The sequence below is a fragment of the Polaromonas aquatica genome (assembly GCF_050626995.1).
Classification (GTDB): domain Bacteria; phylum Pseudomonadota; class Gammaproteobacteria; order Burkholderiales; family Burkholderiaceae_C; genus Polaromonas; species Polaromonas aquatica_A.
This window is the reverse complement of sequence record NZ_CP192467.1, coordinates 3132013-3158006: the sequence shown is the minus strand read 5'-3', so window position 1 is coordinate 3158006 and position 25994 is coordinate 3132013. Positions and strand designations below refer to the sequence as shown.

General features: G+C 62.1%; 20 protein-coding genes. 10 read left to right on the top strand and 10 right to left on the bottom strand.

What is annotated here, in order from left to right:
- The first annotated feature begins 4 nt into the window (after nt 1-4).
- The 5 genes from ACQ4MS_RS15120 to ACQ4MS_RS15100 all read left to right on the top strand — a co-directional run bounded on the left by ACQ4MS_RS15120 (nt 5) and on the right by ACQ4MS_RS15100 (nt 5286).
- Entirely contained in the window at nt 5-1006 is a 1002-nt protein-coding gene (locus tag ACQ4MS_RS15120; RefSeq protein WP_431099599.1) for an ABC transporter substrate-binding protein, read from the top strand.
- Nucleotides 1007-1118: 112 nt separating this feature from the next.
- Entirely contained in the window at nt 1119-1937 is an 819-nt protein-coding gene (locus ACQ4MS_RS15115) for an ABC transporter ATP-binding protein (RefSeq protein ID WP_431095452.1), read from the top strand.
- Between the two features lie 2 nt (nt 1938-1939).
- Entirely contained in the window at nt 1940-2707 is a 768-nt protein-coding gene (locus tag ACQ4MS_RS15110; RefSeq protein ID WP_431099598.1) for an ABC transporter permease, read from the top strand.
- A gap of 69 nt (nt 2708-2776) precedes the next feature.
- The gene (locus ACQ4MS_RS15105) at nt 2777-3466 is read left to right on the top strand and encodes a response regulator (RefSeq protein ID WP_431095450.1); all 690 of its coding nucleotides are present in this window, start codon (nt 2777-2779) and stop codon (nt 3464-3466) included.
- Nucleotides 3463-5286 carry a sensor histidine kinase gene (locus ACQ4MS_RS15100; RefSeq protein WP_431095449.1) on the top strand — a complete coding sequence of 608 codons (1824 nt, stop codon included), beginning with the start codon at nt 3463-3465 and terminating at the stop codon, nt 5284-5286. The genes ACQ4MS_RS15105 and ACQ4MS_RS15100 overlap by 4 nt, the downstream gene beginning before the upstream one ends.
- Before the next feature lie 69 nt (nt 5287-5355).
- Here the strand turns inward: ACQ4MS_RS15100 and ACQ4MS_RS15095 are convergent, their stop codons facing one another.
- Both ACQ4MS_RS15095 and ACQ4MS_RS15090 read right to left on the bottom strand, forming a co-directional pair.
- Nucleotides 5356-5841: a DUF1854 domain-containing protein gene (locus tag ACQ4MS_RS15095; RefSeq protein ID WP_431095448.1), complete on the bottom strand. Its 486-nt coding sequence runs from the start codon at nt 5839-5841 to the stop codon at nt 5356-5358.
- Between the two features lie 14 nt (nt 5842-5855).
- The gene (locus tag ACQ4MS_RS15090; RefSeq protein ID WP_431095447.1) at nt 5856-8216 is read right to left on the bottom strand and encodes an ABC transporter ATP-binding protein; all 2361 of its coding nucleotides are present in this window, start codon (nt 8214-8216) and stop codon (nt 5856-5858) included.
- 320 nt (nt 8217-8536) lie between these two features.
- On the opposite strand from ACQ4MS_RS15090, the gene cphA (ACQ4MS_RS15085) reads away from it, so the two are divergent.
- From cphA (ACQ4MS_RS15085) to ACQ4MS_RS15070, 4 genes are all read left to right on the top strand, one after another.
- On the top strand, nt 8537-10744 hold the full coding sequence (gene cphA / locus ACQ4MS_RS15085) for a cyanophycin synthetase (protein ID WP_431095446.1): 2208 nt from the start codon (nt 8537-8539) through the stop codon (nt 10742-10744).
- Complete coding sequence (gene cphA, locus ACQ4MS_RS15080) at nt 10744-13350, top strand: cyanophycin synthetase (RefSeq protein WP_431095445.1); 2607 nt, start codon at nt 10744-10746, stop codon at nt 13348-13350. Before cphA (ACQ4MS_RS15085) ends, cphA (ACQ4MS_RS15080) begins: the two co-directional genes overlap by 1 nt.
- Nucleotides 13351-13565: 215 nt before the next feature.
- Nucleotides 13566-14396: an urease accessory protein UreD gene (locus ACQ4MS_RS15075; protein ID WP_431095444.1), complete on the top strand. Its 831-nt coding sequence runs from the start codon at nt 13566-13568 to the stop codon at nt 14394-14396.
- Nucleotides 14397-14674: 278 nt separating this feature from the next.
- Entirely contained in the window at nt 14675-15154 is a 480-nt protein-coding gene (locus ACQ4MS_RS15070) for a hypothetical protein (protein ID WP_431095443.1), read from the top strand.
- 739 nt (nt 15155-15893) lie between these two features.
- Here ACQ4MS_RS15070 and alaC read toward each other — a convergent pair.
- The 8 genes from alaC to urtA form a co-directional block, all read right to left on the bottom strand.
- Nucleotides 15894-17105: an alanine transaminase gene (alaC, locus tag ACQ4MS_RS15065; RefSeq protein WP_431095442.1), complete on the bottom strand. Its 1212-nt coding sequence runs from the start codon at nt 17103-17105 to the stop codon at nt 15894-15896.
- 72 nt (nt 17106-17177) lie between these two features.
- Nucleotides 17178-17633 (bottom strand): DUF2809 domain-containing protein, encoded by a 456-nt coding sequence (locus ACQ4MS_RS15060; RefSeq protein WP_431095441.1) that lies wholly within the window; start codon nt 17631-17633, stop codon nt 17178-17180.
- Nucleotides 17620-18465, bottom strand: a complete 846-nt coding sequence (locus tag ACQ4MS_RS15055; RefSeq protein ID WP_431095440.1) for a DUF817 domain-containing protein — start codon at nt 18463-18465, stop codon at nt 17620-17622. The genes ACQ4MS_RS15060 and ACQ4MS_RS15055 overlap by 14 nt, the downstream gene beginning before the upstream one ends.
- A gap of 193 nt (nt 18466-18658) precedes the next feature.
- Entirely contained in the window at nt 18659-19351 is a 693-nt protein-coding gene (gene urtE, locus ACQ4MS_RS15050) for an urea ABC transporter ATP-binding subunit UrtE (protein ID WP_431095439.1), read from the bottom strand.
- Between the two features lie 672 nt (nt 19352-20023).
- Nucleotides 20024-20908, bottom strand: a complete 885-nt coding sequence (gene urtD, locus ACQ4MS_RS15045; protein ID WP_431095438.1) for an urea ABC transporter ATP-binding protein UrtD — start codon at nt 20906-20908, stop codon at nt 20024-20026.
- Nucleotides 20905-22056 carry an urea ABC transporter permease subunit UrtC gene (gene urtC / locus ACQ4MS_RS15040; protein ID WP_431095437.1) on the bottom strand — a complete coding sequence of 384 codons (1152 nt, stop codon included), beginning with the start codon at nt 22054-22056 and terminating at the stop codon, nt 20905-20907. The genes urtD and urtC overlap by 4 nt, the downstream gene beginning before the upstream one ends.
- A gap of 2 nt (nt 22057-22058) precedes the next feature.
- On the bottom strand, nt 22059-23642 hold the full coding sequence (gene urtB / locus ACQ4MS_RS15035) for an urea ABC transporter permease subunit UrtB (RefSeq protein WP_431095436.1): 1584 nt from the start codon (nt 23640-23642) through the stop codon (nt 22059-22061).
- Between the two features lie 243 nt (nt 23643-23885).
- A complete protein-coding gene (gene urtA, locus ACQ4MS_RS15030; RefSeq protein ID WP_431095435.1) occupies nt 23886-25157 on the bottom strand; it encodes an urea ABC transporter substrate-binding protein in 1272 nt (423 codons plus the stop codon).
- Between the two features lie 249 nt (nt 25158-25406).
- Here urtA and ACQ4MS_RS15025 point away from each other — a divergent pair, with 249 nt between their 5' ends.
- A complete protein-coding gene (locus ACQ4MS_RS15025) occupies nt 25407-25928 on the top strand; it encodes a hypothetical protein (protein WP_431095434.1) in 522 nt (173 codons plus the stop codon).
- Nucleotides 25929-25994: the final 66 nt, after the last annotated feature.

Below are 25994 nucleotides of genomic sequence, written 5' to 3'. Positions count from 1 at the left end.
CAAGATGACCGGCACAGTGATTGCCCTGGCAGCCCTGAGCGCCCATGCGCAAAACACGCCGATCAAGTTCCAGCTCGACTGGCGCTTCGAAGGCCCGGCCGCCCTCTTCCTCACGCCGGTGGCCAAGGGTTACTTCAAGGCCAACAAGCTCGACGTGACGGTGGACGCCGGCAACGGCTCGGGTGGGGCAGTCACGCGCGTTGCCTCGGGAACCTACGACATGGGTTTTGCCGACATGGCCTCGGTGATGGAGTTTCACGCCAACAACCCGGACGCACCGAACAAACCCGTCGGCGTAATGATGGTCTACAACAACACGCCGGCCTCTGTCATGGCGCTCAAAAAATCGGGCATCAAAACCCCCGCCGACCTGAACGGCAAAAAAATGGGCGCACCGGTGTTTGACGCCGGCCGCCGCGCCTTCCCGGTCTTTGCCAAGGCCAATAACATCACCGGCTTCCAGTGGACGGCCATGGACCCGCCACTGCGCGAAACCATGCTGGCCCGCGGCGATGTAGATGCCATCACCGGTTTCACCTTCACCTCGCTGCTGAACCTGGAAGCGCGCGGCGTGAAAGCTGAAGACGTGGTGGTGCTGCCCTATGCAGAATTCGGCGTGAAACACTACGGCAACGTGGTGATTGCTTCGCCCAAACTCATCAAGGAAAATCCGGCCGCCATCAAGGCGTTCCTGCAAGCCTTCACCAAGGGCGTGAAAGACGTGGTGACCGACCCGGCCGCGGCCATCGAGTTCGTGAAAGCGCGCGACGGCATCATCAATGTGCCGCTGGAAACGCGCCGCCTGCGCCTGGCCATCGACACCGTCGTCAACAGCCCCGACGCACGCGCTGAAGGCTTTGGCCAGGTCAAGGCCCCGCGTCTCTCGCTGATGGCCTCGCAGGTGTCGGACGCCTTCGGCACCAAGACCCGTGTCAACCCCGACGCAGTGTGGAACGGCTCTTTCCTGCCCACAGCTGCCGAGCTCAACGTGCTGCCGAAGAAATAAGAGGGATTCAGGCTCCGCGCCCGCCGGCGCTTTGCCTGTCCGGATTGCTACACTTTTAATAGCTACTAGCGCACGTTCTGACTGGGCCAGCAGCCATTTTCATACCTAAAACATGCCCCTCGCAGCCGCTGACAGCCCTTTTGTTGACTTTCGCGACGTCTGGCTCGCCTACAACGACGAGCTGCTGGCACGCAAGCAGTTCTCCGTCGAGGCGATTGACCTGCAGGTGCGCCAGGGCGAGTTCATTGCCATCGTCGGGCCCTCGGGTTGCGGCAAGTCCACCTTCATGAAGCTGGCGACCGGGCTGAAGATGCCTTCGGCCGGGAGCATTCTGATTGACGGCCGGCCCGTTACCGGGCCGCTGAAAATCTCCGGCATGGCGTTTCAGGCGCCTTCATTGCTGCCGTGGCGCACCACGGTCGACAACGTGCTGCTGCCGCTCGAAATCGTCGAGCCCCACCGCAGCCAGTTCAAAGCCAGGCGCAGGGAGTTCGAGGAACGGGCGCGCAAGCTGTTGCAAAAGGTCGGCCTGGCCGGGTACGAAGACAAATTTCCGTGGCAGCTCTCGGGCGGCATGCAGCAACGCGTGAGCATCTGCCGTGCGCTGATCCACGAACCCAAGATGCTGTTGCTCGACGAGCCCTTCGGCGCGCTCGATGCTTTCACGCGCGAAGAACTTTGGTGCATCCTGCGCGACCTGTGGACAGAGCAGCGCTTCAACGTGATTCTGGTCACACACGACCTGCGCGAATCAGTCTTCCTGGCCGACACGGTGTATGTCATGAGCAAAAGCCCGGGCCGCTTCGTGGTGCGGCGCGAGATTGATCTGCCGCGCCCGCGTGACCTGGAAGTCACTTACACCCGCGAATTCAGCGACATCGTGCACGAGCTGCGCGGCCACATCGGCGCGATGCGCGGAGCCGCCGTATGAACATGAATAACAAACAGCTCGAGCGCTGGGCGCCGTGGGTGCTGCTGGTGATCGTCGTGGCGCTGTGGCAGGCGGTATGCGCTGGCTTCTCGGTGCCGGAATTCATCTTCCCTGCACCACTCACCATTGCCCAGGCCATGGCTGAATTTGCCGGCCCGATTGCCGAAGCCGCCTGGAAAACCTTCTGGGTCACCATGGTCGGTTTTGGCCTGTCCATCGTGGTCGGCGTGTTGCTGGGTTTTCTCGTCGGTTCGTCGCGGCTGGCCTATGCCGCGGTCTATCCACTGCTCGTGGCCTTTAACGCCGTACCCAAGGCCGCGATTGTTCCCATCCTCATCGTGTGGTTCGGCATTGGCGTGGGCCCCGGCATCCTCACGGCTTTTTTGATTTCGTTTTTCCCCATCACCGTGAACATGGCCACGGGCCTCGCCACACTCGAACCCGAGCTGGAAGACGTGCTGCGTGTGCTGGGCGCCAAGCGCTGGGACGTGCTGGTCAAGGTCGGCCTGCCGCGCTCCATGCCTTACTTCTTCGCCTCGCTCAAAGTCGCGATCACGCTGGCTTTTGTCGGCACGGTCCTGGCCGAAATGACGGCTGGCGATTCCGGCATTGGCTACCTGATGCAGAGCGCTGGGTCACAGCAACGGCTGGCGTTGGCCTTTGCCGGCCTGGTGGTGATTGGGGCGATGGCCATGGCGATGTATGAGCTCTTCAGTTATATCGAGAAGCACACTACCGCGTGGGCGCATCGGGGATCGCAGGCCGGCTAGCACCTTCATTCACGCCGCCAGCCCGTTCCCGGCCGGGATAATCCGCCGGTACGCCTCCACAACCCGCCCATGAAAATCACCTTCGTCGATGACAGCCCGCTGATGCGCCAGACGATTGGCCAGGTCCTGGCGCAGGGCTTCCCGGACGCGAAGATCACGTCGTTTGAGACCCTGGGTGCCGCAATGGCGTTTGCCCGCGAAGAGGAACAGGACCACTGGTTGATCGACCTGGGTTTGCCAGATGGAAGCGGCATCGACCTGATCCGCCAGGTACGCGAAACCTTCCCTTTGACGCATATCCTGGTCATCACCGTGTTCGCGGATGCGGACAACATCGTCAACAGCATTCAAGCCGGCGCCAACGGCTACCTGCTCAAGGAAGACATGCAAAGAGCCCAGTCGCTGGCCTCTTCGATCGAGGCGATTCGCCAGGGCGGCACGCCGCTTTCGCCCTTGATTGCCAGCCGCCTGCTGGCGCGCATGCAAATACCCGGCCTCCAGACCCTGGCAAAAAGCGAGCCTCTCCCCACGTCCTCCCCATCGGCACCGCCGGACACGCCGGCCCATGGCCTGGCGCCGCGTGAGGTCGAATTGCTGCTCCTGCTGGCGCGCGGCTACACCTACCAGGAGGCAGCCAAGCTGATGGCGGTGGAACTGGGGACCGTGCAAACCTATGTGAAACGCATCTACACCAAGCTCGCTGTGAATTCGCGAACCCAGGCGATTTTTGAGGCCCGCGCGTTGGGTATCTCGTTGTGAGGTTTCTGGCCTGGCTGTCTCTGGCTTGGGGCCTGCTGGCAAGCGCGGCCTTCGTGCAGCCTTTGCCCATCACGCTGGAGGAAGCCAGGCTCTCCGTGACGATTTCCCCCTCCCACCGCGAGCAAGGCGAGTTGCGCGAACTGGGACGGCAGCCCTTGCCCTGGAAGTGGGACCAGAATTTTCCCCGGCAGCAGGGCGTAATGCATTTCACGCTGGATGTGCCGATAGAACAAACCCTGCTGGCGCAACTGAAAGCCGACGGCCGCCAGGGCCTGGGGGTTTCATCGCTGCAGATGGGCAACCGTTATCGCTACCGCATCAACGGCAAGGCCTGGCACCACGTAGGCTGGAACCAGCCGAACACGCAATTCCGCACCGGCCCGCGCTGGCAATTGCTGGCAGCCCAGGACCTGCAGGAAGGCGTGAATATCCTGGAAATCGACATCCGCGCGGAACCCGCCAGCAACGCCGGGCTGGCCCGCATTGAGGTCGGGGATGAATTCACGTCGCTGGCCGAGCATGAACGCGAAGTCAATCACCGCAAGGGACTGGCCTTGATGTCCGGGACCCTGTCGGCACTCATAGGCCTGATGGCTCTTGCGCTGTGGTGGCAAAGCCGCGACAAGGCTTACCTGGTCACCGGCCTTGGGCAAGCTTGTTTCGTCCTTTGGCAAGTCGATTTTTTTATCGACTATCCACCGGTTCCCACCTGGGTCTTCAACGCGGCCAGGTCGGCGATGTATGCCTATTACGCCGGGCTGATGTGCTGGGTCAGTGTGCTGCTGGTCAGGAAACCCGCGCCGTGGCTGAACCGATTGCTCCAGGCATACCTCTGGACGGCCTTACCCACCTTGGTGGCCGGTGCCGCCTTGCAGGACTACCGCGTTTACGAGCGCTTCTGGATACCTGCCAGCCTGCTGCTGGGCGCGGTCTGCATGGCCCGTTACACCCACGTCATGTGGAAGAAGTCCGACGGCACGGTAAGGCTTAACGCATCGTTGGCGGGCATCACGGTCGCCTTCGGCCTTTACGACCTGGTGCTCACCTTCTCACCCTCTGGTTTCGGCAGGGCCAACCTGCTGAATTATTCGTTCCTGTTCTATAACTTTGCCGTCGGCATGATGATGGTGCGCAATTACTGGAGCATGCAAAACAGGATTTTGAAGCTGCGTTATGAAGGCGCCCTGAAAGTCCGGCAAGCGACCATGCTGGAACGGCAACGCCTGATGCAGGATATCCACGACTCGGTCGGCTCCCAATTGGTGGCGCTGGTGAGCCTGGTCAACAGCAGCGCACCGCGGGAAGTATTGCGGACGCACACATTTGAGGTCCTTGACGAACTCCGGATCGCGGTGGATGCCATCGAGAACGTCGACGGCGACCTGGCGGTCGTCCTGGCCACCATGCGGCACAGGCTGCAACCCAGGCTTGATTCCGCCGGTGTGTCCCTGGTGTGGGAAGTGGACGCCCTGCCGCGGTTTGAACTGCTGACGCCCAAGGATATCCAGCACATCCAGCGCATCCTGCTGGAGGTGTTTACCAACATCATCCAGCACGCCAAGGCGACACGCGTGGTCTTTGCGGCCCATTGCGAGTTGCCAGATAGCACCGAGGGTTCTCCGCCAAAGGTTGCGCAAGGACCCCGCCGTATGATCCGCGTCAGCATTAGCGACGACGGGATCGGCATGGGCAGCACGACCACCCGGGGGCGCGGCCTTGCCAACATGCAAAGCCGCGCCGAAATGCTGGGAGCGACGCTCGCGGTGACGGCAGGAGAGGTACGGGGTACTACTGTCAGTTTGGCGATTCCACTGCACTAGAAAACCGGGCCGGGGTTGCCCGGCCAGCAGACCTCAGACGAGCACGCCCAAGCCGGAGCAAGAACCGGCCTAAAGAAACCGCTCCAGCAACCGCCGCGATCCCCGGTCCAAAGCCGTCATATCCTTCACGCTGTACTGCACCCCCTGGCTACCGGCAATCAGCAAACCCGTGCGCCCCAAACGGCGAATATCTTCTTCGCCCTTGAGCACGAAAGACGTTTCGCCCCGGTCGGTTTCCACTGTCCACACACTGGGGGTGGCAAAGGTCGAAACACTTTTCAGCCGTGTGACTTCAGGCACAAAGTCGCGCAGGGCCAGTTCTTCTTCCAGCAAGGTACGCGCATCCGCCGGCAAGGCCTGCAGGCTTTCGACCCAGGCGACTTCATGCCCTTCGGTATTAACCAGTGAGATGCCTTCATCAGGCGCTGCAAGCGGAAAGGCCCGCACAGGCACCACGCCGGGATGCTGCTGGCCGCCGGCATCGATGAACACCAGCCGTCCTGACGCCGTGCGCTGCAGGGAAAACGAAGATGAATGAGAAGAGGTCGTTGTCATGTGCGGTCCTTGCCTCAAGGGTTGCCGGCGTGCTGCGCGGTGTGCGCCAACTGCGCGGTAGCCAGCGCGATGCGGCTTTGCTCGGTTTCCTCACCAGCCTCATCGCTGTCGACCTGGCGGGCCTGGGCTTCGTACAGGCGCCAATAAGCGCCCTGCTTCGCCATCAATTCATCGTGCGGGCCCACTTCGACCACCTGGCCGCGGTCCATCACCACCAATCGGTCGGCCTTGCGCAGCGTTGAAAGGCGGTGCGCAATGGCAATCGTGGTCCGGCCCTGCACAAGGTTATCAAGCGCGCGCTGGATTTCTTTTTCGGTTTCAGTGTCCACCGACGACGTGGCTTCATCCAGGATCAGGATGCGCGGGTCGATCAGCAAGGCCCGTGCGATCGAGATGCGCTGGCGCTCGCCGCCCGACAGGCCTTGGCCGCGCTCCCCTACCAGCGAGTCATAGCCCTGCGGCAGGCGCAGGATGAACTCATGCGCGTGGGCGGCGCGCGCCGCCGCGACGATTTCAGCGCGGGTGACGCCGGGCTTGCCATAGGCGATGTTTTCCGCGATGGTGCCAAAGAAAAGAAAGGGCTCCTGCAGCACCAGGCCGATGTTGCGGCGGTAGTCGGCCACGCCGAAGCGGCGGATGTCGGTGCCGTCAACGCTGATGGAACCATCGCTCACGTCATAGAAGCGGCAGATCAAATTGACCAGCGTGCTTTTGCCCGAGCCGCTGTGGCCCACGAGGCCAATCATCTCGCCGGGCCGTATCTGCAAGTCCAGCCCTCGGATGACAGAACGGTTGCCGTAGCGGAACCCCAGGTTCTTCATGTCGATACGGCCTTCGAGCGTGCCAATCTTCACCGGATTGGCTGTTTCGGGCACGTTGGAGACATGGTCGAGGATGTCGAAGATGCGCTTGGCGCCGGCCGCCGCCTTTTGCGTGACCGACACGATCCGGCTCATCGAATCAAGCCGGCCGTAGAACCGGCCGATGTAGGCGATAAAGGCCGTCAGCACGCCCACGGTGATCTGTTGCCTGGACACCAGCCAGATGCCGAAAGCCCAGACCACCAGCAGGCCCACTTCGGTAAGCAGCGAGACGGTAGGGGTGAACAGCGACCAGGTCTTGTTGAGCTTGTCGTTCACGGCCAGGTTGTGCTGGTTGACCTCCCGAAAGCGCTGGGCCTCGCGCTTTTCCTGGGCAAAGGCCTTCACCACGCGGATGCCGGGAATCGTGTCGGCCAGCACATTGGTCACATCCGACCAGACGCGGTCGATTTTCTCAAAACCGGTGCGCAGCTTGTCGCGCACCACGTGGATCATCCAGCCGATAAACGGCAGCGGCAGCAAAGTCACTACCGCCAGCCACGGATTGATGGAAAACAGGATGACCGCCGTCATCACGATCATCAGCACGTCCGTGGCAAAGTCCAGGGCATGCAGCGAGAGAAACACGCAGATGCGGTCGGTTTCCGAGCCGATGCGCGACATCAGGTCGCCAGTGCGTTTGCCGCCGAAGTAATCCAGCGACAGATCCAGCAGGTGGTCAAAGGTGGCGGTGCGCAGGTCGGCGCCGATCCGCTCAGACACCAGGGCCAGCAAATAAGTGCGCGCCCAATTCAGCGCCCAGCCCAGCACGGCCGCGCCCAGCAGGCCGCCCAGCAGCGCACCGACCTTCCAGGGCTCGATCTGCTGGCCGTTCTGGAATGGGATCAGGATGTCGTCCATCAGCGGGATGGTGAGGTAAGGCGGCACCAGCGTGGCGGCGGTGGACGCCAGGGTGAGCAAAAAACCGGCCAGCAACTGGTAACGGTAAGGATCAGCAAACCGCCACAGGCGCAGCAACACCCACGTCGAAGGCGGCGTATGCAGTTCACGGGCGCAGGCGGGGCATTCCTCGCTGTCGGGCGGCAGCGGCAGGTCACATTCGGGGCACAGGGCCACATCCTCGGACAGCCCCGCGGACTGGGCTCCATCGGGGTTCCGGGCTGGTACCTGGGCTTGCTGCTGGGCGAACAGCCGCACCAGGCGCAAGGCCTGGACATTGGCGCCCAGCGTAAATCGCCAGCTTGCCAGCCGCCTGCCCCCCTCGTGCAGCTCCAGCGTGCCCACGCCGGCATGGTCGAAATGACGCAGTGAAAGCCCCTGCAACGCCGTACCCGCCGCGTCTACCGTGGGCCAGCTGGCCCAGGCGCCTTCAGGGCCGCGGGCCAGCAGCCGGCGATCGGTCAGGGCCAGCAAACCCTGGGCAAAATGAAGTTGGTTATTCAGGTCAACCACCAGCGTGCACAAAACGTTCTCTTGAGTTGCAAGTTGCGAGCGAAGTCCCGCCAAAGCGGGATCGGTAAGGCTGGAGTCGTCTGCCGGGTGGTTATGTTGCATTGTGTTGTGAAATCTTGGCGTCCCGCATCGGGTGCGGCAGGGTCTTCGCAGTTTCGTATTTGCGCGAATGGAGCCCGAAACACAGGGATTTTCGCCGAATGCGGCCTGAAACGACGGAGTATGACCATTTGGACCTCCCGAAAATGAGGAAACCGTCAAAATCGACCCTTGGCAACCCATCGCCCGCAACAAGAACAACTACATAACGAGACTCAGGGACCCACCGAGACCTTGACCGGCCTCACACTGAAATCCAACGGCCAGGCCGAACCTTGCGCCTCAGGCGCCAGAGCCATGCTTTGCCGGCACTTTTGCGAACAATGAGCCCACAGGACGATATCAAGCTGCTGCGCATCAATTACCTGCGCGGCCCCAACATCTGGACCTACCGCCCTGTACTTGAGGTATGGCTGGACCTCGGTAGCCTCGAGGACTTCCCCTCCAACCTGTTGCCAGGGTTCAATGACCGCCTGGTCGCCCTGCTGCCGGCCCTGCTGGAGCACCAATGCGGCGTGGGCGAGCGCGGCGGCTTCATCCAGCGCCTGCAGGAAGGCACCTGGTCCGGCCATGTGCTGGAGCATGTGGTCATCGAGCTGCTCAACCTTTCCGACATGCCCACCGGCTTCGGCCAGACGCGCAGCACCTCCCAACGCGGCGTCTACCGCATGGTGTTCCGGGCACGCGACGAGCAGGTCGCCCGCACCGCCCTGGCCGAAGGCCACCGCCTGCTGATGGCCGCCATCAACGGCACGCCCTACGGCCCCGCAGACGTGCAGGCTTCGGTCGACAAAATACGCGCCAAGGTCGACGACTGCTACCTCGGGCCCAGCACCGCCTCCATCGTGGTGGCCGCCACCGACCGCCGCATTCCCCATATCCGCCTGAATGACGGCAACCTGGTGCAACTGGGCTACGGCGCCAGCCAGCGCCGCATCTGGACGGCCGAAACCGACCTGACCAGCGCGATTGCCGAGGGCATTGCCCACGACAAGGACCTCACCAAAAGCCTGCTCGCCACCTGCGGCGTGCCGGTGCCTGAAGGCCAGATCGTCAGCACGGCCGAAGAAGCCTGGGAAGCCGCTGAAGACATCGGCCTGCCGGTCGTCGTCAAACCCTCTGACGGCAACCATGGCCGGGGCGTGTCCCTGGACCTCAAAACCCAGACCGAAGTTGAAGGCGCATTTGAAGTCGCAGCCCGGCACGGCAGCGAAGTCATGGTCGAACGCTTTGTGCGCGGCAATGAACACCGCCTGCTGGTAGTGGGTGGCCGCGTGGTGGCCGCCGCGCGCGGCGAGGCCGCCTGGGTCACCGGCGACGGCGCCTCCACCGTCTCACAGCTCGTGGATGCCCAGCTCAACATTGACCCGCGCCGAGGCGTCGGTGAGGACTTTCCCCTCGGCCGTATCAACACCGCCAGCGACGGCGCCATCATCCTTGATCTGCAACGCCAGGGCCTCAGCCCCGAAGCCATACCGGCGGCCGGCCGCGAAGTGTTGATCCAGCGCAATGGCAATGTGTCGATTGACTGCACCGACCAGGTTCACCCCGACGTTGACCACATCGTGTCGCTGGCCGCGCGTGTGGTGGGCCTGGACATCGCCGGCGTCGACGTGGTGGCACAAGACATCTCACGCCCGCTGCATGAGCAGGGCGGCGCCATCGTCGAGGTGAACGCCGGCCCCGGGCTTTTGATGCATCTCAAGCCGGCTGAAGGCGCACCGCGTCCGGTGGGCCGTGCCATCTGCGACCATCTTTTCCCCGTCACCGAGTCCGACGAACCCGACGGCCGCATTCCCATCGTCGGCATTGCCGGTTCCAGCGGCAACCAGCGCGTGGCGCGCCTTGTCGCCTGGCTACTGCACCTGTCCGGCAGGCACACGGGCCTGGCCTGCCGGGACGGCCTCTTCCTGGACCAGCGCTGCGTGGATGCGACCGACTGCACCAGCTGGGAAGCCGGCCAGCGCCTGCTGATCAACCGTGCCGTGCAGGCCGCCGTGTTTGAAAACGGCGCCGACACCATCTTGCGCACCGGCCTGCCCTATGACAAATGCCAGGTGGGCGTCGTCACCGACCTCGGCGGCGCAAAAAGCCTGGCGGAGTTCGACATCACCGAAGACGACCAGATGTTCAAGGTCATGCGTTCGCAGATCGACGTGGTGCTGCCCAGCGGCGCCGCCGTGCTGAACGCCGGCGACGCGCGCATCGTGGAGATGGAAGAACTGTGCGACGGTGAAGTCATTTTCTACAGCACCGACCCGAAGGCTCCCGCCATTGCGGCGCATTGCGCCAAGGGCGGCCGTGCGCTGTACCCGCGCCAGGACCAGGTGGTACTGGCCACCGGTACCAGCGAGGCTTTTCTCCCCGGCCTGGGCAAGCTCGCCGCCTGGCGCGAGCGCCGCGGACTGTCCGAGGGCGCGCTGCTGGCCGCTGTAGGCGCCGCCTGGGCACTGGACATACCGCTCAACCTGATAGGCGCAGGCATGGAAGCTTTTGAAACCACCCCTAAGAACACCGGGAGTGCCGAATAATGGAAGTGTCCCGTATCCGCGCGCTGCGCGGCCCCAACCTCTGGAGCCGCCACACGGCCCTTGAAGCCATCGTGGCTTGCACTGCGGTGGAATGCAACATTGCCGGGTTGCCCGGTTTTGAACCCCGCGTGCGCTCACTGTTCCCCGAGATGGGCGCCTTCCGCCAGACCGGCCATGCAGGCCCCGTCTCGCTGGCGCACGTGCTGGAAGCCGCCGCGCTGGCACTGCAAACCGCCGCCGGTTGCCCCATCACCTTCAGCCACACCGCCGCCACGATTGAAACCGGCACCTACCAGGTTGTCGTCGAATACAGCGAGGAAGCGGTCGGCCGGCTCGCCGTCGAGCTTGCACAAGCCTTGATCCACGCCGCGCTACGCGACACCGCGTTTGACCTGGACGCCGCCATTGCCCAGCTGCGCGAGCTCGACGAAGACGAGCGCCTGGGCCCAAGCACCGGCGCGATTGTCGACGCCGCCGTGGCACGCGGCATTCCCTACCGCCGCCTCACCAAGGGCAGCATGGTGCAGTTCGGCTGGGGCTCCAGACAACGCCGCATCCAGGCCGCCGAAATTGACGCCACCAGCGCCGTGGCCGAATCCATCGCCCAGGACAAAGACCTCACCAAAAAGCTGCTGCGCGCCGCCGGCGTGCCGGTACCGCTGGGCCGGCCTGTCACCGATACGGACGACGCTTGGGCTGCCGCCCTCGAAGTGGGTTTGCCGGCCGTGGTGAAACCGCTGGACGGCAACCAGGGCAAGGGTGTCACGGTCAATATCACCACGCGTGACCACCTGGACATCGCCTACAAAGCGGCCGCTGAATACGGCGAAGTCATGGTCGAGAAATTCCTGCCCGGCAGCGACTTCCGTTTATTGGTGGTCGGCAACAAGCTGGTAGCGGCCTCGCGGCGCGAGCCGCCGCAGGTGGTGGGCGACGGCCTTCACACCGTGCGCGAGCTGGTCGACATCGTCAACCAGGACCCAAAACGCGGCGAAGGCCATGCCACATCGCTCACCAAGATCCGTTTTGACGAGATCGCTGTGGCGCGGCTCGGCGTGCAGGAACTCACCCCCGACTCCATCCCCGCCAAGGGCCGCCGCGTCATCCTGCGCAACAACGCCAACCTGAGCACAGGCGGCACCGCCACCGATGTGACCGATGACGTGCATCCGGCCGTGGCCGCGCGCGCCGTGGCGGCGGCGCAGATGGTCGGCCTGCATATCTGCGGCGTCGATGTGGTGTGCGAAAGCATGCTGCGCCCGCTCGAATCGCAAAGCGGCGGCGTGGTGGAAGTCAATGCCGCCCCTGGCCTGCGCATGCACCTGTCGCCTTCCTACGGCAAGGGCCGCGCCGTCGGCGCAGCCATGATCGACGAGCTCTTTTCGCCCGGTGACAACGGCCGCGTGCCGGTGATCGCCGTGACCGGCACCAACGGCAAGACCACCACCACACGCCTGATTGCCCATTTGCTGGCCGCCGACGGCCTGCGCACCGGCATGACCAACACCGACGGCGTGTACATCAACGGCCGGCAGACCGACAGCGGCGACTGCAGCGGCCCCAAGAGCGCCCGCAATGTGCTGATGCACCCCGATGTCGATGCGGCCGTGTTTGAAATCGCCCGCGGCGGCGTGCTGCGCGAAGGCCTGGGTTTTGACCGCTGCGAAGTCGCGGTCGTCACCAACATCGGCAGCGGCGATCACCTGGGCCTGAACTACATCACCACGGTGGAAGACCTGGCCGTGCTCAAACGTGTGATCGTGCAGAACGTGTCGACCAACGGCTACGCAGTCCTCAATGCTGCCGACCCCATCGTGGCCGACATGGCCGCCACCTGCCCCGGCAAAGTCATATTTTTCGCCGCAGACAGGCACCACCCCCTCATGGCGACGCACCGCGCGCAAGGCAAACGCACCGTGTATGTCGACGGCGGCATGCTGGTGGCTGCCGAGGGCGCGTGGGTCGAGCGCATCGCGCTGCAGGGCGTGCCCCTCACGCGCGGAGGCACGATCAGCTTCCAGGTTGAAAACGTCATGGCAGCCGTTGCCGCCGCCTGGGGCGCCGGCCTCAACTGGGACACCATCAAGCGCGGGCTCTCCAGCTTCGTCAACGACGCGCACAACGCACCCGGCCGCTTCAACGTCATGGACTACAAAGGCGCCACCGTGATCGCCGACTACGGCCACAACCCCGACGCCATGCGTGCGCTCGTGTCGGCCGTGAACGCCATGCCTGCCACGCCTTCACAGTGCCGCAGCGTGGTGATCAGCGGCGCGGGCGACCGCCGCGACAGCGACATCCGCGACCAGACCATCATCCTCGGCGCCGCGTTTGATGAGGTCATCCTCTACCAGGACGCTGCCCAGCGCGGCCGCGCCGACGGCGAAGTGATGTCCTTGCTGCGTGAAGGTCTTGAAGGTGCTCACAAGGCACGCCGCACGAAGCAGATTGACGAGATACGCGGTGAGTTCCTGGCCATCGACACCGCGCTCTCGCGCCTGCAACCCGGCGACCTCTGCCTCATCCTGGTCGACCAGGTGCAGGAAGCGCTGGACCACCTCGCCGCGCGGGTGAAAGAAGCAGCCAAAGAGAAGGTCACGAGTTGACTCCCCAGGCCTGCAGTCGGCAAAAATGAGGAGCGGAAGACGCCAGGGGCATCACCCTGCTGCCTTTCGCCGCCTCCGAAGCCTGAGAGACGCGAAAATCACTTCCAGAGCTCAAAATTTAAACAAAAAGAGGCCGCAGCCCAAACAAAACCTGCGCAAGCAGCTCCTGAATTGATAGCAAATTCAGGCTGCCTGCCCGACGTTAAACTTCTCCCATGACCTGGAACGCGTCCCTCGCCCTCGACTACACCCACCAGGCCGGCAAGACCCTTGCCCACTTTCGCCACAACGGTCCCCTGCGCATCCTGCAAAGCCTGTACCCCGAAGGCGACGCCATCTGCCACAACGTCATCGTGCACCCACCCGGCGGCCTGGTCGGCGGTGACACGCTGGACCTGACCTTCACCGCAGCGCCTGGGGCGCACGGCCTGGTCACCACACCTGGCGCCACGCGCTTTTACCGCTCCGCCGGTGAGCCCGCCCTGCAGCGCACGCAGCTCGACCTGCAAGCCGGCGCACGCATGGAATGGCTGCCGCTCGAAGCCATTTGCTACAGCGGCTGCCTTGCTGAAAACCGCCTCACCATGACGCTGGCGCCGGGCGCCGAGCTGATCGGCTGGGACGTTACCGCCCTGGGCCTGCCCGCGGCCAGCCTGCCGTTTGAGAGCGGCAGCTTTCGCCAGCACATCGAAGTACCCGGCGTGTGGCTGGAGCGTGCGCGCATGGATGCGTCGGACACCTTGCTGATGAACAGCCCACTCGGCATGGCCGGCCATCGCTGCGTCGCGTCGCTCTTTTTTGTGGCCGGCAGCAAGCTGGAGCGCAATCGCCGCCAGCAGGCGCTTGACTGCGCACGTGAAGTCATAGGCGCCCATTCACTGAGCGCCACGGCAGGCGCCACCAGCCCCGACGGCCAGGTCGTCGTCGTGCGGGTACTCTCGCCCGTCGTGGAGCCGGCCATGGCCTTGCTCAAGCAGGTATGGCAAACCTGGCGCACACAGCTGTGGCAGCTGGCGCCTTCTACGCCCCGCATCTGGTCGATGTAGGACAGCACAAGGCCGGTAAGGCTTGGGGGACAGGCTGTACATAAAACCATTTCCGGAAAATTCGCTACGCATAACCCGCTTTCCCCCGGATCTTGTGGCCTTTAGTTAGCTATAGGCGCACGGATTCCAGGCCCATCCAAGGCGCTGAAAGACCTGTCCTACAGGTGAATAGGCATAGGGCACGGTTTACCCGGACCTTTTCCTTTCACTGCCGGTTCATGCTGCGGCCCAGACTCCCTCTATCGATATCCATCGAGTTTCGAACAAGGAGTTTGACCATGACCTCATCCCTTAATTTCCGCCTTGCGCGCATTGCAACCTGTTGCGCTGCCGCCCTGCTTTCCCTGGGTGCCACTGCCCAGATTGCTTCCGGCACCACCGGGATTGACGCCACAGGTGACGCCAAAAGCGAAATGAACGCTTGTAAAACCGGCAAAACGCAGCAAGACCGCGAGACCTGCATGATCGAAGTCAGAAACGCCAATGCCGCCAAGCGCGCCGGCAAGGTCGACAACGCCAATGGACAGTTTGCCGCCAACGCACTGAAGCGCTGCGACGTCTTCAAGGGCGAAGACCAGGTTGCTTGCCAGGCCCGCATCGTGGGCTACGGCAAGACGGAAGGCAGCGTGGCCGGCGGCGGCGCCATCCGTCAGGTTGAGACCGTCGTTGTCCCGGCAGACGCCACGAACGTGCGCGTTCAGCCGCAGACCTCGACAGACATTGTGGTGATCCCGGGACCTGCCGCAGCACCGCAATAACAGTTGCCACTCGCTCCGCCGGGGTTTGATGAATTCACCGGATGGAAGCAGAAGCAAAGGTGGGCCGCTTGCGGCCCACTTCTTTTTTGTGTGCTCGCAGCGCTTCTGAAAAAACGGGTTTGTTGTGGCGTTGCGCTTTTTTCTGAGGGCGGTTGGCCGGGGGTTGCCCGGCAGCAAGTAACTTTTCTTTGCTTCGCCAAAGAAAAGTCACCAAAAGAAAGGCGACCCGCAGTCTGGGTCCCTACGCTGCGCTTCGGGCAACCTGCGCTGCTCGACTCCGGCGGCGGTCCGCAGAACTCGCTACGTTGCACTTCGCTCAAACAACTGCGGCCCGACCTTCCGCCTCCGTCTGCGCTGCTCGGCCCAGCCAGGACGGGGGAAGTCCGAATTCGAATTCAAAAACCAATACCAACAAGGACACGCCACGGCGTGTCCTTGTTTCTTCCGGTTTTGGTATTCCTTCCCCACCCCCTTCTGTATGCGCCGAGGAGCGCAGGGCCAGACGGATCAGGGCAAAAACTTGTTTGAGCGAAGCGAGTTGTTTTTGACCCCGGCTGGACCGAGCACCGCAGGTTGCCCCGGAGCGCAGCGTAGGGGTCGCAGACAGCAGGGTCGCCTTTCTTTTGCTTACTTTTCTTTGGCGAAGCAAAGAAAAGTGAGTTGCATGCCGGGCAACCCCCGGCCAGCAGTCCTCAGCAAAAAGCCCCGCGCCGGAACAAGCACCAGGCCCAGAGAGAAATTAAACCGGTCTCACCCCATCAGCCTTAAACATAGCCTTAATCCCCCTAACAGCCTGCCGAATCCGCGCCTCATTCTCAATCAGCGCAAACCGCACATAGTCATCCCCATGATCACCAAAGCCGATGCCGGGTGACACACACACCTTGGCCTTGTCCAGAAGCTGCTTGGCAAACTCCAGCGAACCGAGTTTGCGATAAGCCTCCGGAATGCGCGCCCAGATGTACATCGATGCTTTCGGGCAGTCCACTGGCCAGCCCGCTTCGATCAAGCCTTTGTAGAGCACGTCGCGCCGGGCCTGGTACTGGGCCGCGATGTCTTTCACGCATTGCTGGTCGCCTTCCAGCGCGGCGATCGCGGCTACCTGCAGCGGCGTGAAGGTACCGTAGTCGTGGTAGCTCTTGATGCGCGCCAGCGCGGCCACCAGGTCGGGGTTGCCCACCATGAAGCCGACGCGCCAGCCCGCCATGTTGTAGCTTTTCGAGAGCGTGAAGAACTCCACCGCGATGTCCTTGGCGCCCGGCACCTGCATGATCGAAGGCGCCTTCCAGCCGTCGAACACGATGTCGGCATAGGCCAGGTCGTGCACCACAAAGATGTCGTGCTTGCGCGCCAGCGCGATCACCTTCTCGAAAAATTCCAGCTCCACGCACTGTGCGGTGGGGTTGGAGGGGAAACCCAGCACCATCATCTTGGGCTTGGGGTAGCTGCCGCGAATGGCTTTTTCCAGCTCGGCAAAAAAATCCGTGTCCGGTGTCAGCGGCACCGAGCGGATGTCGGCGCCTGCGATGACCGCGCCATAAATGTGGATGGGATAGCTCGGGTCCGGCACCAGCACGGTGTCGCCGCGGTCCAGCGTGGCCAGCATCAGGTGGGCCAGGCCTTCCTTGGAACCGATGGTGACGATGGCCTCGCTGTCCGGGTCAATCGCCACCTGGTAACGGCTTTCATACCAGTGCGCAATGGCACGCCGCAGGCGGGGAATGCCCTTGCTGGCTGAATAGCCGTGCGTGTCGGGCCGCTGCGCGACCTCGGTGAGCTTGCTGACGATGTGCGCCGGCGTGGCCCCATCGGGGTTGCCCATGCTCATGTCGATGATGTCCTCACCACGCCGGCGCGCCGCGAGTTTCAGCTCGGCCGTGATGTTGAAGACGTAGGGAGGAAGGCGGTCAATGCGCGCAAAGCGGCGCTTGCCTGAAGAAGAGGCGGACATAAAAGACTTTCACGTAAGCGCCCGGAACCGTCCGAGCGACGTGGCCGGCAATGGGGCCGGCCCGAAAGCATCCTAACCGATGACGCGGCGGCTTGCCACCCCGGCCTTAGCGCCCCGCAGCAGCTGAATCCGGGCACGAAGGAACTCAAACGCCAGAACCAGCAGGAATCCGCAGGCATACGCCAGCATATCCATCCAGTCGGCCACCGAACCCAGCAGGATCTTCAATACCCGGTTCTGCACGTGCCAGCCATTGGCGGTTGCGATGTATTGGGCCAGCTCGACCAGGCAACCCACCGCAAACGCAGCCAGCGCCAGGCCACTGGTATTGGCCTTGACCACAGCCCTGAGCAGGAAGTACACCCACACCACAGCCAGCACATCACCAACAAAACCCCGCACCCAGCGGTGGTGCGACCACACGGTGGCAATCAACACTTCAATGACAAAAATGAAGAGTGCCCACAGCGCCGCTTCACGGTCAAAGCGCAACGTCGCGCGGGGCGCAACCGTCTCAGTCGGGGACATGGATGCGCGCCTTCACATGCTTCAGGTTGGCCACAATGGTGAAGGTCATCACTACCAGCAGTGACCAGGAGCTCCACTTGCCCACATGGACAAGGGACCAAGCACCCAGCTGGTTGGGGTAGTGCCACAGGCTGAAGAACGTACTGATGTTTTCAGCCACCCAGATAAAGAAGCCGATCAGCAGAAAAGCCAGCAACAGCGGCATGCTCCTGTCCCGGTCGTAGGGTCTGAAAATCACCGAAGACCTGGCATATAAACCGCCCAGACAGGCGGCGATGTACCAGCGGTAGTCGTCCCAATAGTGGTGCGTGAAAAAGTTGCCGTAGATCAGTAATGCGATCACCACGCCCATCCAGTAAGGCGGGTGATGCCGGATGCGCAGGTCAAACAGCCGCCACGCCTGGATGATGTAGCTGCCGACGGCCGCATACATGAAGCCCGAAAACAGCGGCACGCCAAACACCTTGGTATAGGCAAAGTCAGGGTAGCTCCAGGACTGGATGGAGCCGGACGTCTTGAAAACCTCCAGCGCAAAGCCCACCAGATGGAAGAGGCAGATGGCTTTCAGTTCATCCAGGGTTTCCAGCTTGGCCAGCACCATCCAGCCTTGAATCAGCAGCGCGATCACCAGCAGGAGGTCGTAACGCGGAACACCGGCGACGCCAGCCCGCGGCACCAGGAACACCGCCGCAAAAAACAGCCCGGCAAAGAGGCACGCCCTTGCTTCCTTCAGGCCGAAACAGCCGAACTCCACCAGAAAGCGGCGAAAACCCGATAAACCCTCGTGAGATTTCGTCCGTATCAGCCAGTTGTCCAACGCAAGCAAAGCCATCGGCATGTACCTTTTTGTGATTGTTTTTAGCCGGCTTGTTGCGCTCCGGGGTGGTGACCCTCCCCCCTGCGACAACCGATTCAGCGACCGCAGCGATTCTACGTTCGAAGAATTGATATGAATATCGGTATGCCAGGCACAAAAAAGCCCGGACCAACCGGGCTTTGAGTCACAGCAGCGGGAGGCAGCCTGCTTAAATCGCCACCAGCTGCCGCACGCCGTTGGTTTCCATGTCCTTGCCCTGCCCGCGCGCAATGAACTCGCCGCGCTCCATCACCAGGTAGTCGTCGGCCAGCTCCTGCGCGAAGTCATAGTACTGCTCCACCAGCAGGATCGCCATGTCTCCCCGATCCGCCAGCATGCGGATCACGCGGCCGATGTCCTTGATGATGCTGGGCTGGATGCCTTCAGTGGGTTCATCGAGGATCAACAGCTTGGGTTTGGCCGCCAGTGCGCGCGCAATGGCCAGCTGCTGTTGCTGCCCACCCGAGAGATCACCGCCGCGCCGGTTCAGCATCTGCTTGAGCACCGGGAACAGCTCATACAGCTCGGTGGGAATGGGCGTCGATGCGCTCTTATAGGCCAGGCCCATGCGCAGGTTTTCTTCCACCGTCAGGCGCGCGAAGATTTCGCGACCCTGGGGGACAAAGCCTATCCCTGCCCTGGCACGTTCATACGGAGTGCTGGCTTGAATCTGTTTTCCGTCGAATTCAATGGTGCCGGTCTTGATGGGCACCAGGCCCATCAGTGACTTGAGCAGCGTGGTTTTGCCTACGCCGTTGCGGCCTAGCAGAACGGTGACCTTGCCGAGGTGGGACTCCAGGCTCACGTCTCTGAGGATGTGGGAGCCGCCGTAGTATTGGTTGATGTTTTTTACTTGAAGCATGAACGGCCTCCGTCGAGAAATGTGCCGATTCTTGCTCCGGCGGGAGTGCTCTTTTTGGAGTGTTGCTGGCCGGGGGTTGCCCGGCGACAAGTAACTTTTCTTTGCTTCGCCAAAGAAAAGTCACCAAAAGAAAGGCGACCCGCAGTCTGGATCCCTGCGCTTCGCTCCGGGCAACCTGCGGTGCTCGAGGCAAGCGGGGTCTCGCTCGAACTCGCCTTCGGCTCAGACAATCGCGATCCCTGATCCGCTTGCCTCTGCGCTCCTCGGCCCAGCCAGGACGGGGAAGTCCGAATTCGGGTACCGAATTCAGAAATACCGCAAACCAATACCGACAAGGACACGCCATGGCGTGTCCTTGGTTCTTCTGGTGTTTGGTATTCCTCCCCCACCCCTTCTGTATGCGCCGAGGAGCGGAGGTTCAGGCGGATCAGGGATCGCGATTGTCTGAGTGCAGCGCAGCGGAGCGAGTTCGAGCGAGACCCCGCCTGAACCGAGCACCGCAGGTTGCCCCGTAGCGCAGCGAAGGGGTCGCAGACAGCAGGGTCGCCTTTTCTTTTGCTTACTTTTCTTTTGGCGACGCAAAAGAAAAGTGAGTTGCCGCCGGGCAACCCCCGGCCAGCAATCCGCAGACGAGAGCACAACGCCGGAGCCAGCACCGGCGAAGAGAAAACTTCACCGGCCAAGGTACACCTCAATCACCCGCTCATCGGCCTGAACCTGATCCAGCGTCCCCTGCGCCAACACAGACCCATCACACAACACGGTGACGATCTCCGAAATCGTTTTGATAAAGCTCATATCGTGCTCCACCACCATCAGCGAATGCTGCCCCTTGAGCGTCAAAAACAGCTCCGCCGTGCGGGCCGTCTCTTCATCGGTCATGCCAGCCACCGGCTCGTCAAGCAACAACAGCTTCGGGTCCTGCATCAGCAGCATGCCGATCTCCAGCCATTGTTTTTGCCCATGGCTCAGGTTGCCGGCCATGCGGCCCACGCTATCAGCCAGATGAATCGTCACCAGGATCTCGGCCAGGCGGTCGCTCTGGGCCGAGTCGAGCTTGAAGAACATCGAGTGCTTCACGCCCTTGTTGGTCTTCAGCGCCAGCTCCAGGTTTTCAAACACCGTCAGCTGCTCAAACACCGTGGGCTTCTGGAACTTGCGGCCAATGCCCAGCTGGGCGATTTCGGCTTCCTTGTGGCGCAGCAGGTCAATCGTGCTGCCGAAAAACACCGTGCCTTCATCAGGCCGGGTCTTGCCGGTGATGATGTCCATCATGGTCGTCTTGCCGGCGCCATTGGGGCCGATGATGCAGCGCAGCTCGCCGGGGGCGATGTCCAGGCTCAGCTTGTTGATGGCCTTGAAGCCGTCGAAGCTGACGCTCACATCTTCCAGGTACAGGATGCGGCCGTGCGTAACGTCCACTTCACCGTGCGGGTTGGCAATGCGGCTGCCGCTGGCGCTGCGGCCGCCGGATTCCGTGTTGCTCTTGCCGGCTTGCAGCGCGGCGAGGCGCTCCTCCACGCGGCGTGCGCCTTGCTCCAACAGATCGGGCGTCATTTGGCACCGCCTTTGCGAAGCTTCTTGACCAGGCCCACCACCCCATCCGGCAGGAAGAGCGTGACGCCGATAAACAAGGCGCCCAGAAAGTACAACCAGAACTCCGGATACGCCACCGTGAGCCAGCTCTTGGCGCCGTTGACGATGAAGGCGCCCACAATCGGCCCGATCAGGCTGGCGCGCCCGCCCACTGCGGCCCAGATGGCGATTTCGATTGAATTGGCAGGGCTCATTTCACCAGGGTTGATGATGCCGACCTGCGGCACATACAAAGCACCGGCCACGCCGCACATGATGGCCGAGATGACCCAGATGGTGAGCTTGTAGCCCAGCGGGTTGTAGCCCGAGAACATGACGCGCGTTTCCGCATCACGAATGGCCTGCAGCACGCGGCCAAACTTGCTGCCGACCAGCCATTTGGCAAACAGGAAGAATCCCAGCAGCGTCAGGCCCGTCATGACGAACAACGTCATGCGCATCGAAGGTGTGGCCAGCGGGATGCCGAGAATGCGCTTGAAGTCGGTGAATCCGTTGTTGCCGCCAAAGCCTGTCTCGTTGCGAAAGAACAGCAGCATGGCCGCAAACGTCATGGCCTGGGTGATGATGGAAAAGTACACGCCCTTGATGCGCGAGCGGAAGGCAAAGAAGCCAAACACAAAGGCCACAATGCCGGGCACCGCCACAATGAGGAACAGCGTCGCCACAAAACTGTCGCTAAACGTCCAGTGCCAGGGCAGTACCTTCCAGTCAAGAAACACCATGAAGTCCGGCAAGTCACTTTTGTAGTTGCCGTCACGGCCGATCTGGCGCATCAGGTACATGCCCATGACGTAGCCGCCCAGCGCAAAGAACACGCCATGTCCCAGCGAGAGGATGCCGGTGTAACCCCAGATCAAATCCATGGCCAATGCGCAGATGGCGTAGCACATGATCTTGCCGAGCAGCGCCACGGCGTAGGTGCTCATGTGGAAGATGCTGCCCTCGGGCACCCACAGGTTCAGGATGGGCGCGATGGCGCAGACGGCGATCAGCGCCATCATGAAGGCGCTCCAGCCGCCGCGCGTCAGCAGCGGGCCTTTGGAGGGAAGCTGCACGTGGGAGGCCGCGGTATTGGGGGTAGCCATGGGGGAATGGGTGGAGGTGCTCATGCTCAAGCCTCCGCCGATCTACCCTTCATCGCGAAGATGCCTTGCGGCCGCTTCTGGATGAAGATGATGATGAAGACCAGCACGGCGATCTTGGCCAGCACGGCGCCCGTCCAGCCTTCGAGGAATTTGTTGAGGATGCCCAGGCCCAGCGCGGCATACACCGTGCCCGCCAGCTGGCCCACGCCGCCCAGCACCACCACCATGAATGAATCGACGATGTAGCCCTGGCCCAGATCAGGCCCCACATTGCCCACCTGGCTCAGCGCGCAACCGGCCAGGCCCGCAATACCGGAGCCCAGCGCGAACGCATAGGTATCGACCCGTGCCGTGTTCACGCCCATGCAGGAAGCAATCGGCCGGTTTTGCGTGACGCCGCGCACAAAGAGGCCCAGGCGCGTCTTGCTGATCAGCCACGCCACGCCCAGCAACACTGCAACGGCAAACACAATGATGACCAGCCGGTTGTACGGCAAAGACAAGTTGCCCAGCACCTGCACACCGCCGCTCATCCATACCGGGTTTTCAACACCGACGTTTTGCGCACCGAAGATGGAGCGCACCAGCTGCTGCAGCATCAGGCTGATGCCCCAGGTGGCGAGCAAGGTCTCCAGCGGGCGGCCGTAGAGGAAGCGGATCACGCTGCGCTCCAGCGCCGCGCCCATCAGCGCTGAAGCCATAAAGGCCACCGGCACCGCGGCCAGCAGATACCAGTCAAAGGCGCCGGGAAAGTATTTCTGGAACACGCCCTGCACCACATACGTGGCATAGGCGCCAATCATCATCAGCTCGCCATGCGCCATATTGATGACGCCCATCAGCCCGTAAGTGATCGCCAACCCCAACGCCACCAGCAGCAAGATACTGCCCAGGCTGATGCCGCTGAAAATCGCGCCCAGCCGGTTGCCCCACTCCAGCGAAGCATCTACCTTGGCCAACGCAGCCTGCAGCGCCACCTTCACGTCGGCATCGGCCTCGGTGCCAAGGCGCTCAATCAGCACCGTCTTGGTATTGGGGTTCTTGCTGGCAGACAGCAGTGACGCTGCCTCCAGGCGCTTGGCTTTGTCCGTGCTGCCCAGCATGATGGCGGCGCGCATCAGCTCCAGCTGGCTCTTCAGCTCTGGCACCGTCTCTGCCGCGTAGGCTTTTTCGATCAGCGGAAGCCGCGCTTCCTCGGTGTCGCCGCCCAGCGTCTTGATGGCGTCACGCCGCTGTGCCTCGTCTTTGGAAAACAGCTTCAGCGCCGCCAGCGCGTTGTCGAGCTCGCTGCGCATCAGGTTGGGGTTGATCACGTCTTCGGCATCGGCCGGCAAAGGCACTTCGGCGCCGGTGATGGGGTCAAAGGCTTTGTCGTCCTTGACCACAAACACCTTGTCGCCCTTGGTCTTCACTGCGTCATCAGACAGCGCCTGGATGAACGCAGCCGTCTTGTCATCTGCCGTGGCGGCAGCCTTGCCCAGCGCCTCCACACGGGCCTCCGTCTCTCCAATTGCCATGCCTTTTACCTCCTCAGGGCTCAAAGCATGGGCGCTAGCAGCTATCAAAAGCGTAGCAAGAAGGAGGAAGCGGTGAAGTGGGTGACGGAGCATAAGGGGGAAAGAACCTGTAGGTTGGGCGCAGCACGCTCAGCAAAAGCGTGGAGCGCCCAGACTGCAACCTCCTGAAAGGATACCGGCCTTGCTTACCTAAGAGCAAGTACCGGACCGTAGACGCCAAACGGCGTCAAGATTGGAAGAGGCGTAGCGAGCGGGCCAAGGTGGGTTCTGCGGCGCGGAACCGTACATCAGTACGGTGAGCACCGCAAAGCCCAGATTGGCTCGCGCAGTAGCTTCTTACTTCTTCACCGGCTCATCAGGCTTCTTGTCGTTGCCTTCAATGTACGGAGACCATGGCTTGGCCTTCACAGGGCCAGGCGTCTTCCACACCACATTGAACTGACCGTCAGCCTTGATTTCGCCGATGAAAACCGACTTGTGCAGGTGATGGTTCTTCTCATCCATTTTGCTCACGATGCCGGAAGGCGCGTTGAAGGTCTGGCCGGCCATGGCGGCGATCACTTTGTCGGTGTCGGTGGACTTGGCCTTTTCAACAGCCTGCTTCCACATGTTGATGCCGATGTAGGTGGCTTCCATCGGGTCGTTGGTCAGAGGCTTGTCAGAGCCAGGGAGCTTCTTGGCTTTGGCATAGGCAGACCACTTCTTGATGAACTCGGTGTTGGCCGGGCTCTTGATCGACTGGAAGTAGTTCCAGGCAGCCAGGTGACCGACCAGGGGCTTGGTGTCCACGCCGCGCAGCTCTTCTTCACCCACGGAGAAGGCAACCACTGGCACGTCTTTGGCCTTCAGGCCGGCATTGCCCAGCTCTTTGTAGAAAGGCACGTTGGAGTCACCGTTGATGGTGGACACCACAGCCGTCTTGCCGCCTTGCGAGAATTTCTTCACGTCAGCCACGATGGTTTGGTAATCGCTATGGCCGAAGGGGGTGTATTTCTCGTCGATGTCGGTGTCTTTCACGCCCTTGCTCTTGAGGTATGCGCGCAGAATTTTGTTGGTGGTGCGTGGGTACACATAGTCAGTGCCCAGCAGAACCCAGCGCTTGGCACCACCGCCGGCTTTGCTCATCAAATAATCGACTGCAGGAATAGCCTGCTGGTTAGGCGCCGCGCCCGTGTAGAACACGTTCTTGGACAGCTCTTCACCTTCGTACTGCACGGGGTAGAACAGCAGGCCGTTCATTTCTTCAACCACTGGCAGCACCGACTTGCGGGACACCGACGTCCAGCAGCCGAAAATCACGGAGACCTTGTCTTGGCCGAGCAGCTGTTTGGTCTTTTCAGCAAACAGGGGCCAGTTGGAGGCCGGGTCAACAATCACGGGCTCGAGCTTTTTGCCCATCACGCCGCCCTTGGCGTTGATCTCTTCAATCGCCATCAGCACGGTGTCTTTCAACACGGTTTCAGAGATGGCCATGGTGCCCGACAGGCTGTGCAGGATGCCAACCTTGATGGTGCCGCCCGCCTGGGCAAAAGCAGCAGGCATGGCGCCAAGGCCAGCCAGTGCGACGGCGGCGGTCATCGCCTTGAGGGTAAATCGACGTTGTTGCATGTGAATCCTCGCTCCGGTAGATAGGTGTGTGAGTCGCGTTTCGCTGCGCCAAACCCTGGGGAACCCAAGGCTTTTACACAGCGATGAACCGATTCTGGGGACCGGAGGGGGATTGGGGAATACGCCGGGTGGCGTATGTGGGGTGGGCGCTATGCTGTGGGGTACCGGTGGAGGCCGGCATCTGCGGGGAGGCTACAGCGCCTGTTCAGCGCTCCCCTATCAAATCAAAAAGAACGAGGGCTCTCTTATATGAACGCGCCGATTTCCCGCACGTCACACCTGGCCATCCTTGCCTTGACCGCCGCAATCCTCGCCGGGTGCCAGACCACCCAGCCCGGCACAGGTGCAAGCAATCCGGAACCCGTGATTGTTTCCTCCTTACGACAAGGAGGAAAAGGCGTCCCCAACGGCCGATCAGATTCGACAGCGCCCTACTTCCGGATAGTCAAGCTGCCAGTCTCCACCGACCCGGCCTTCGGCTACTCAGCCGCCAAACCCATCAAGACAGGCCCAAGAGACAAGAGCTTTCACCACCTCTACCTCAACTCACTGCGCGGACCCAAAGGCGAGCCCGTGACCTATGAACGCCGAGGCGCCTGCTGCGAATACCAGGACAAATCGATCCCGACGGGTGGCGGGCTCCCCTCAGGTGGCGGACTGCTGGATGTTTACGACATTCAGGTTGACGGAGGCAGCAAGAAGATCACGATTTACGTGGATATGTACCGGTCGGGGCCGCCGGTTTTGCCGGTTGGGTTTACGGGTCGGTAGTGACTACAGCACCAACTCACGCATATACGCGACTGGAACGATAGGTGTTAGCCTCTCTTGAACAAA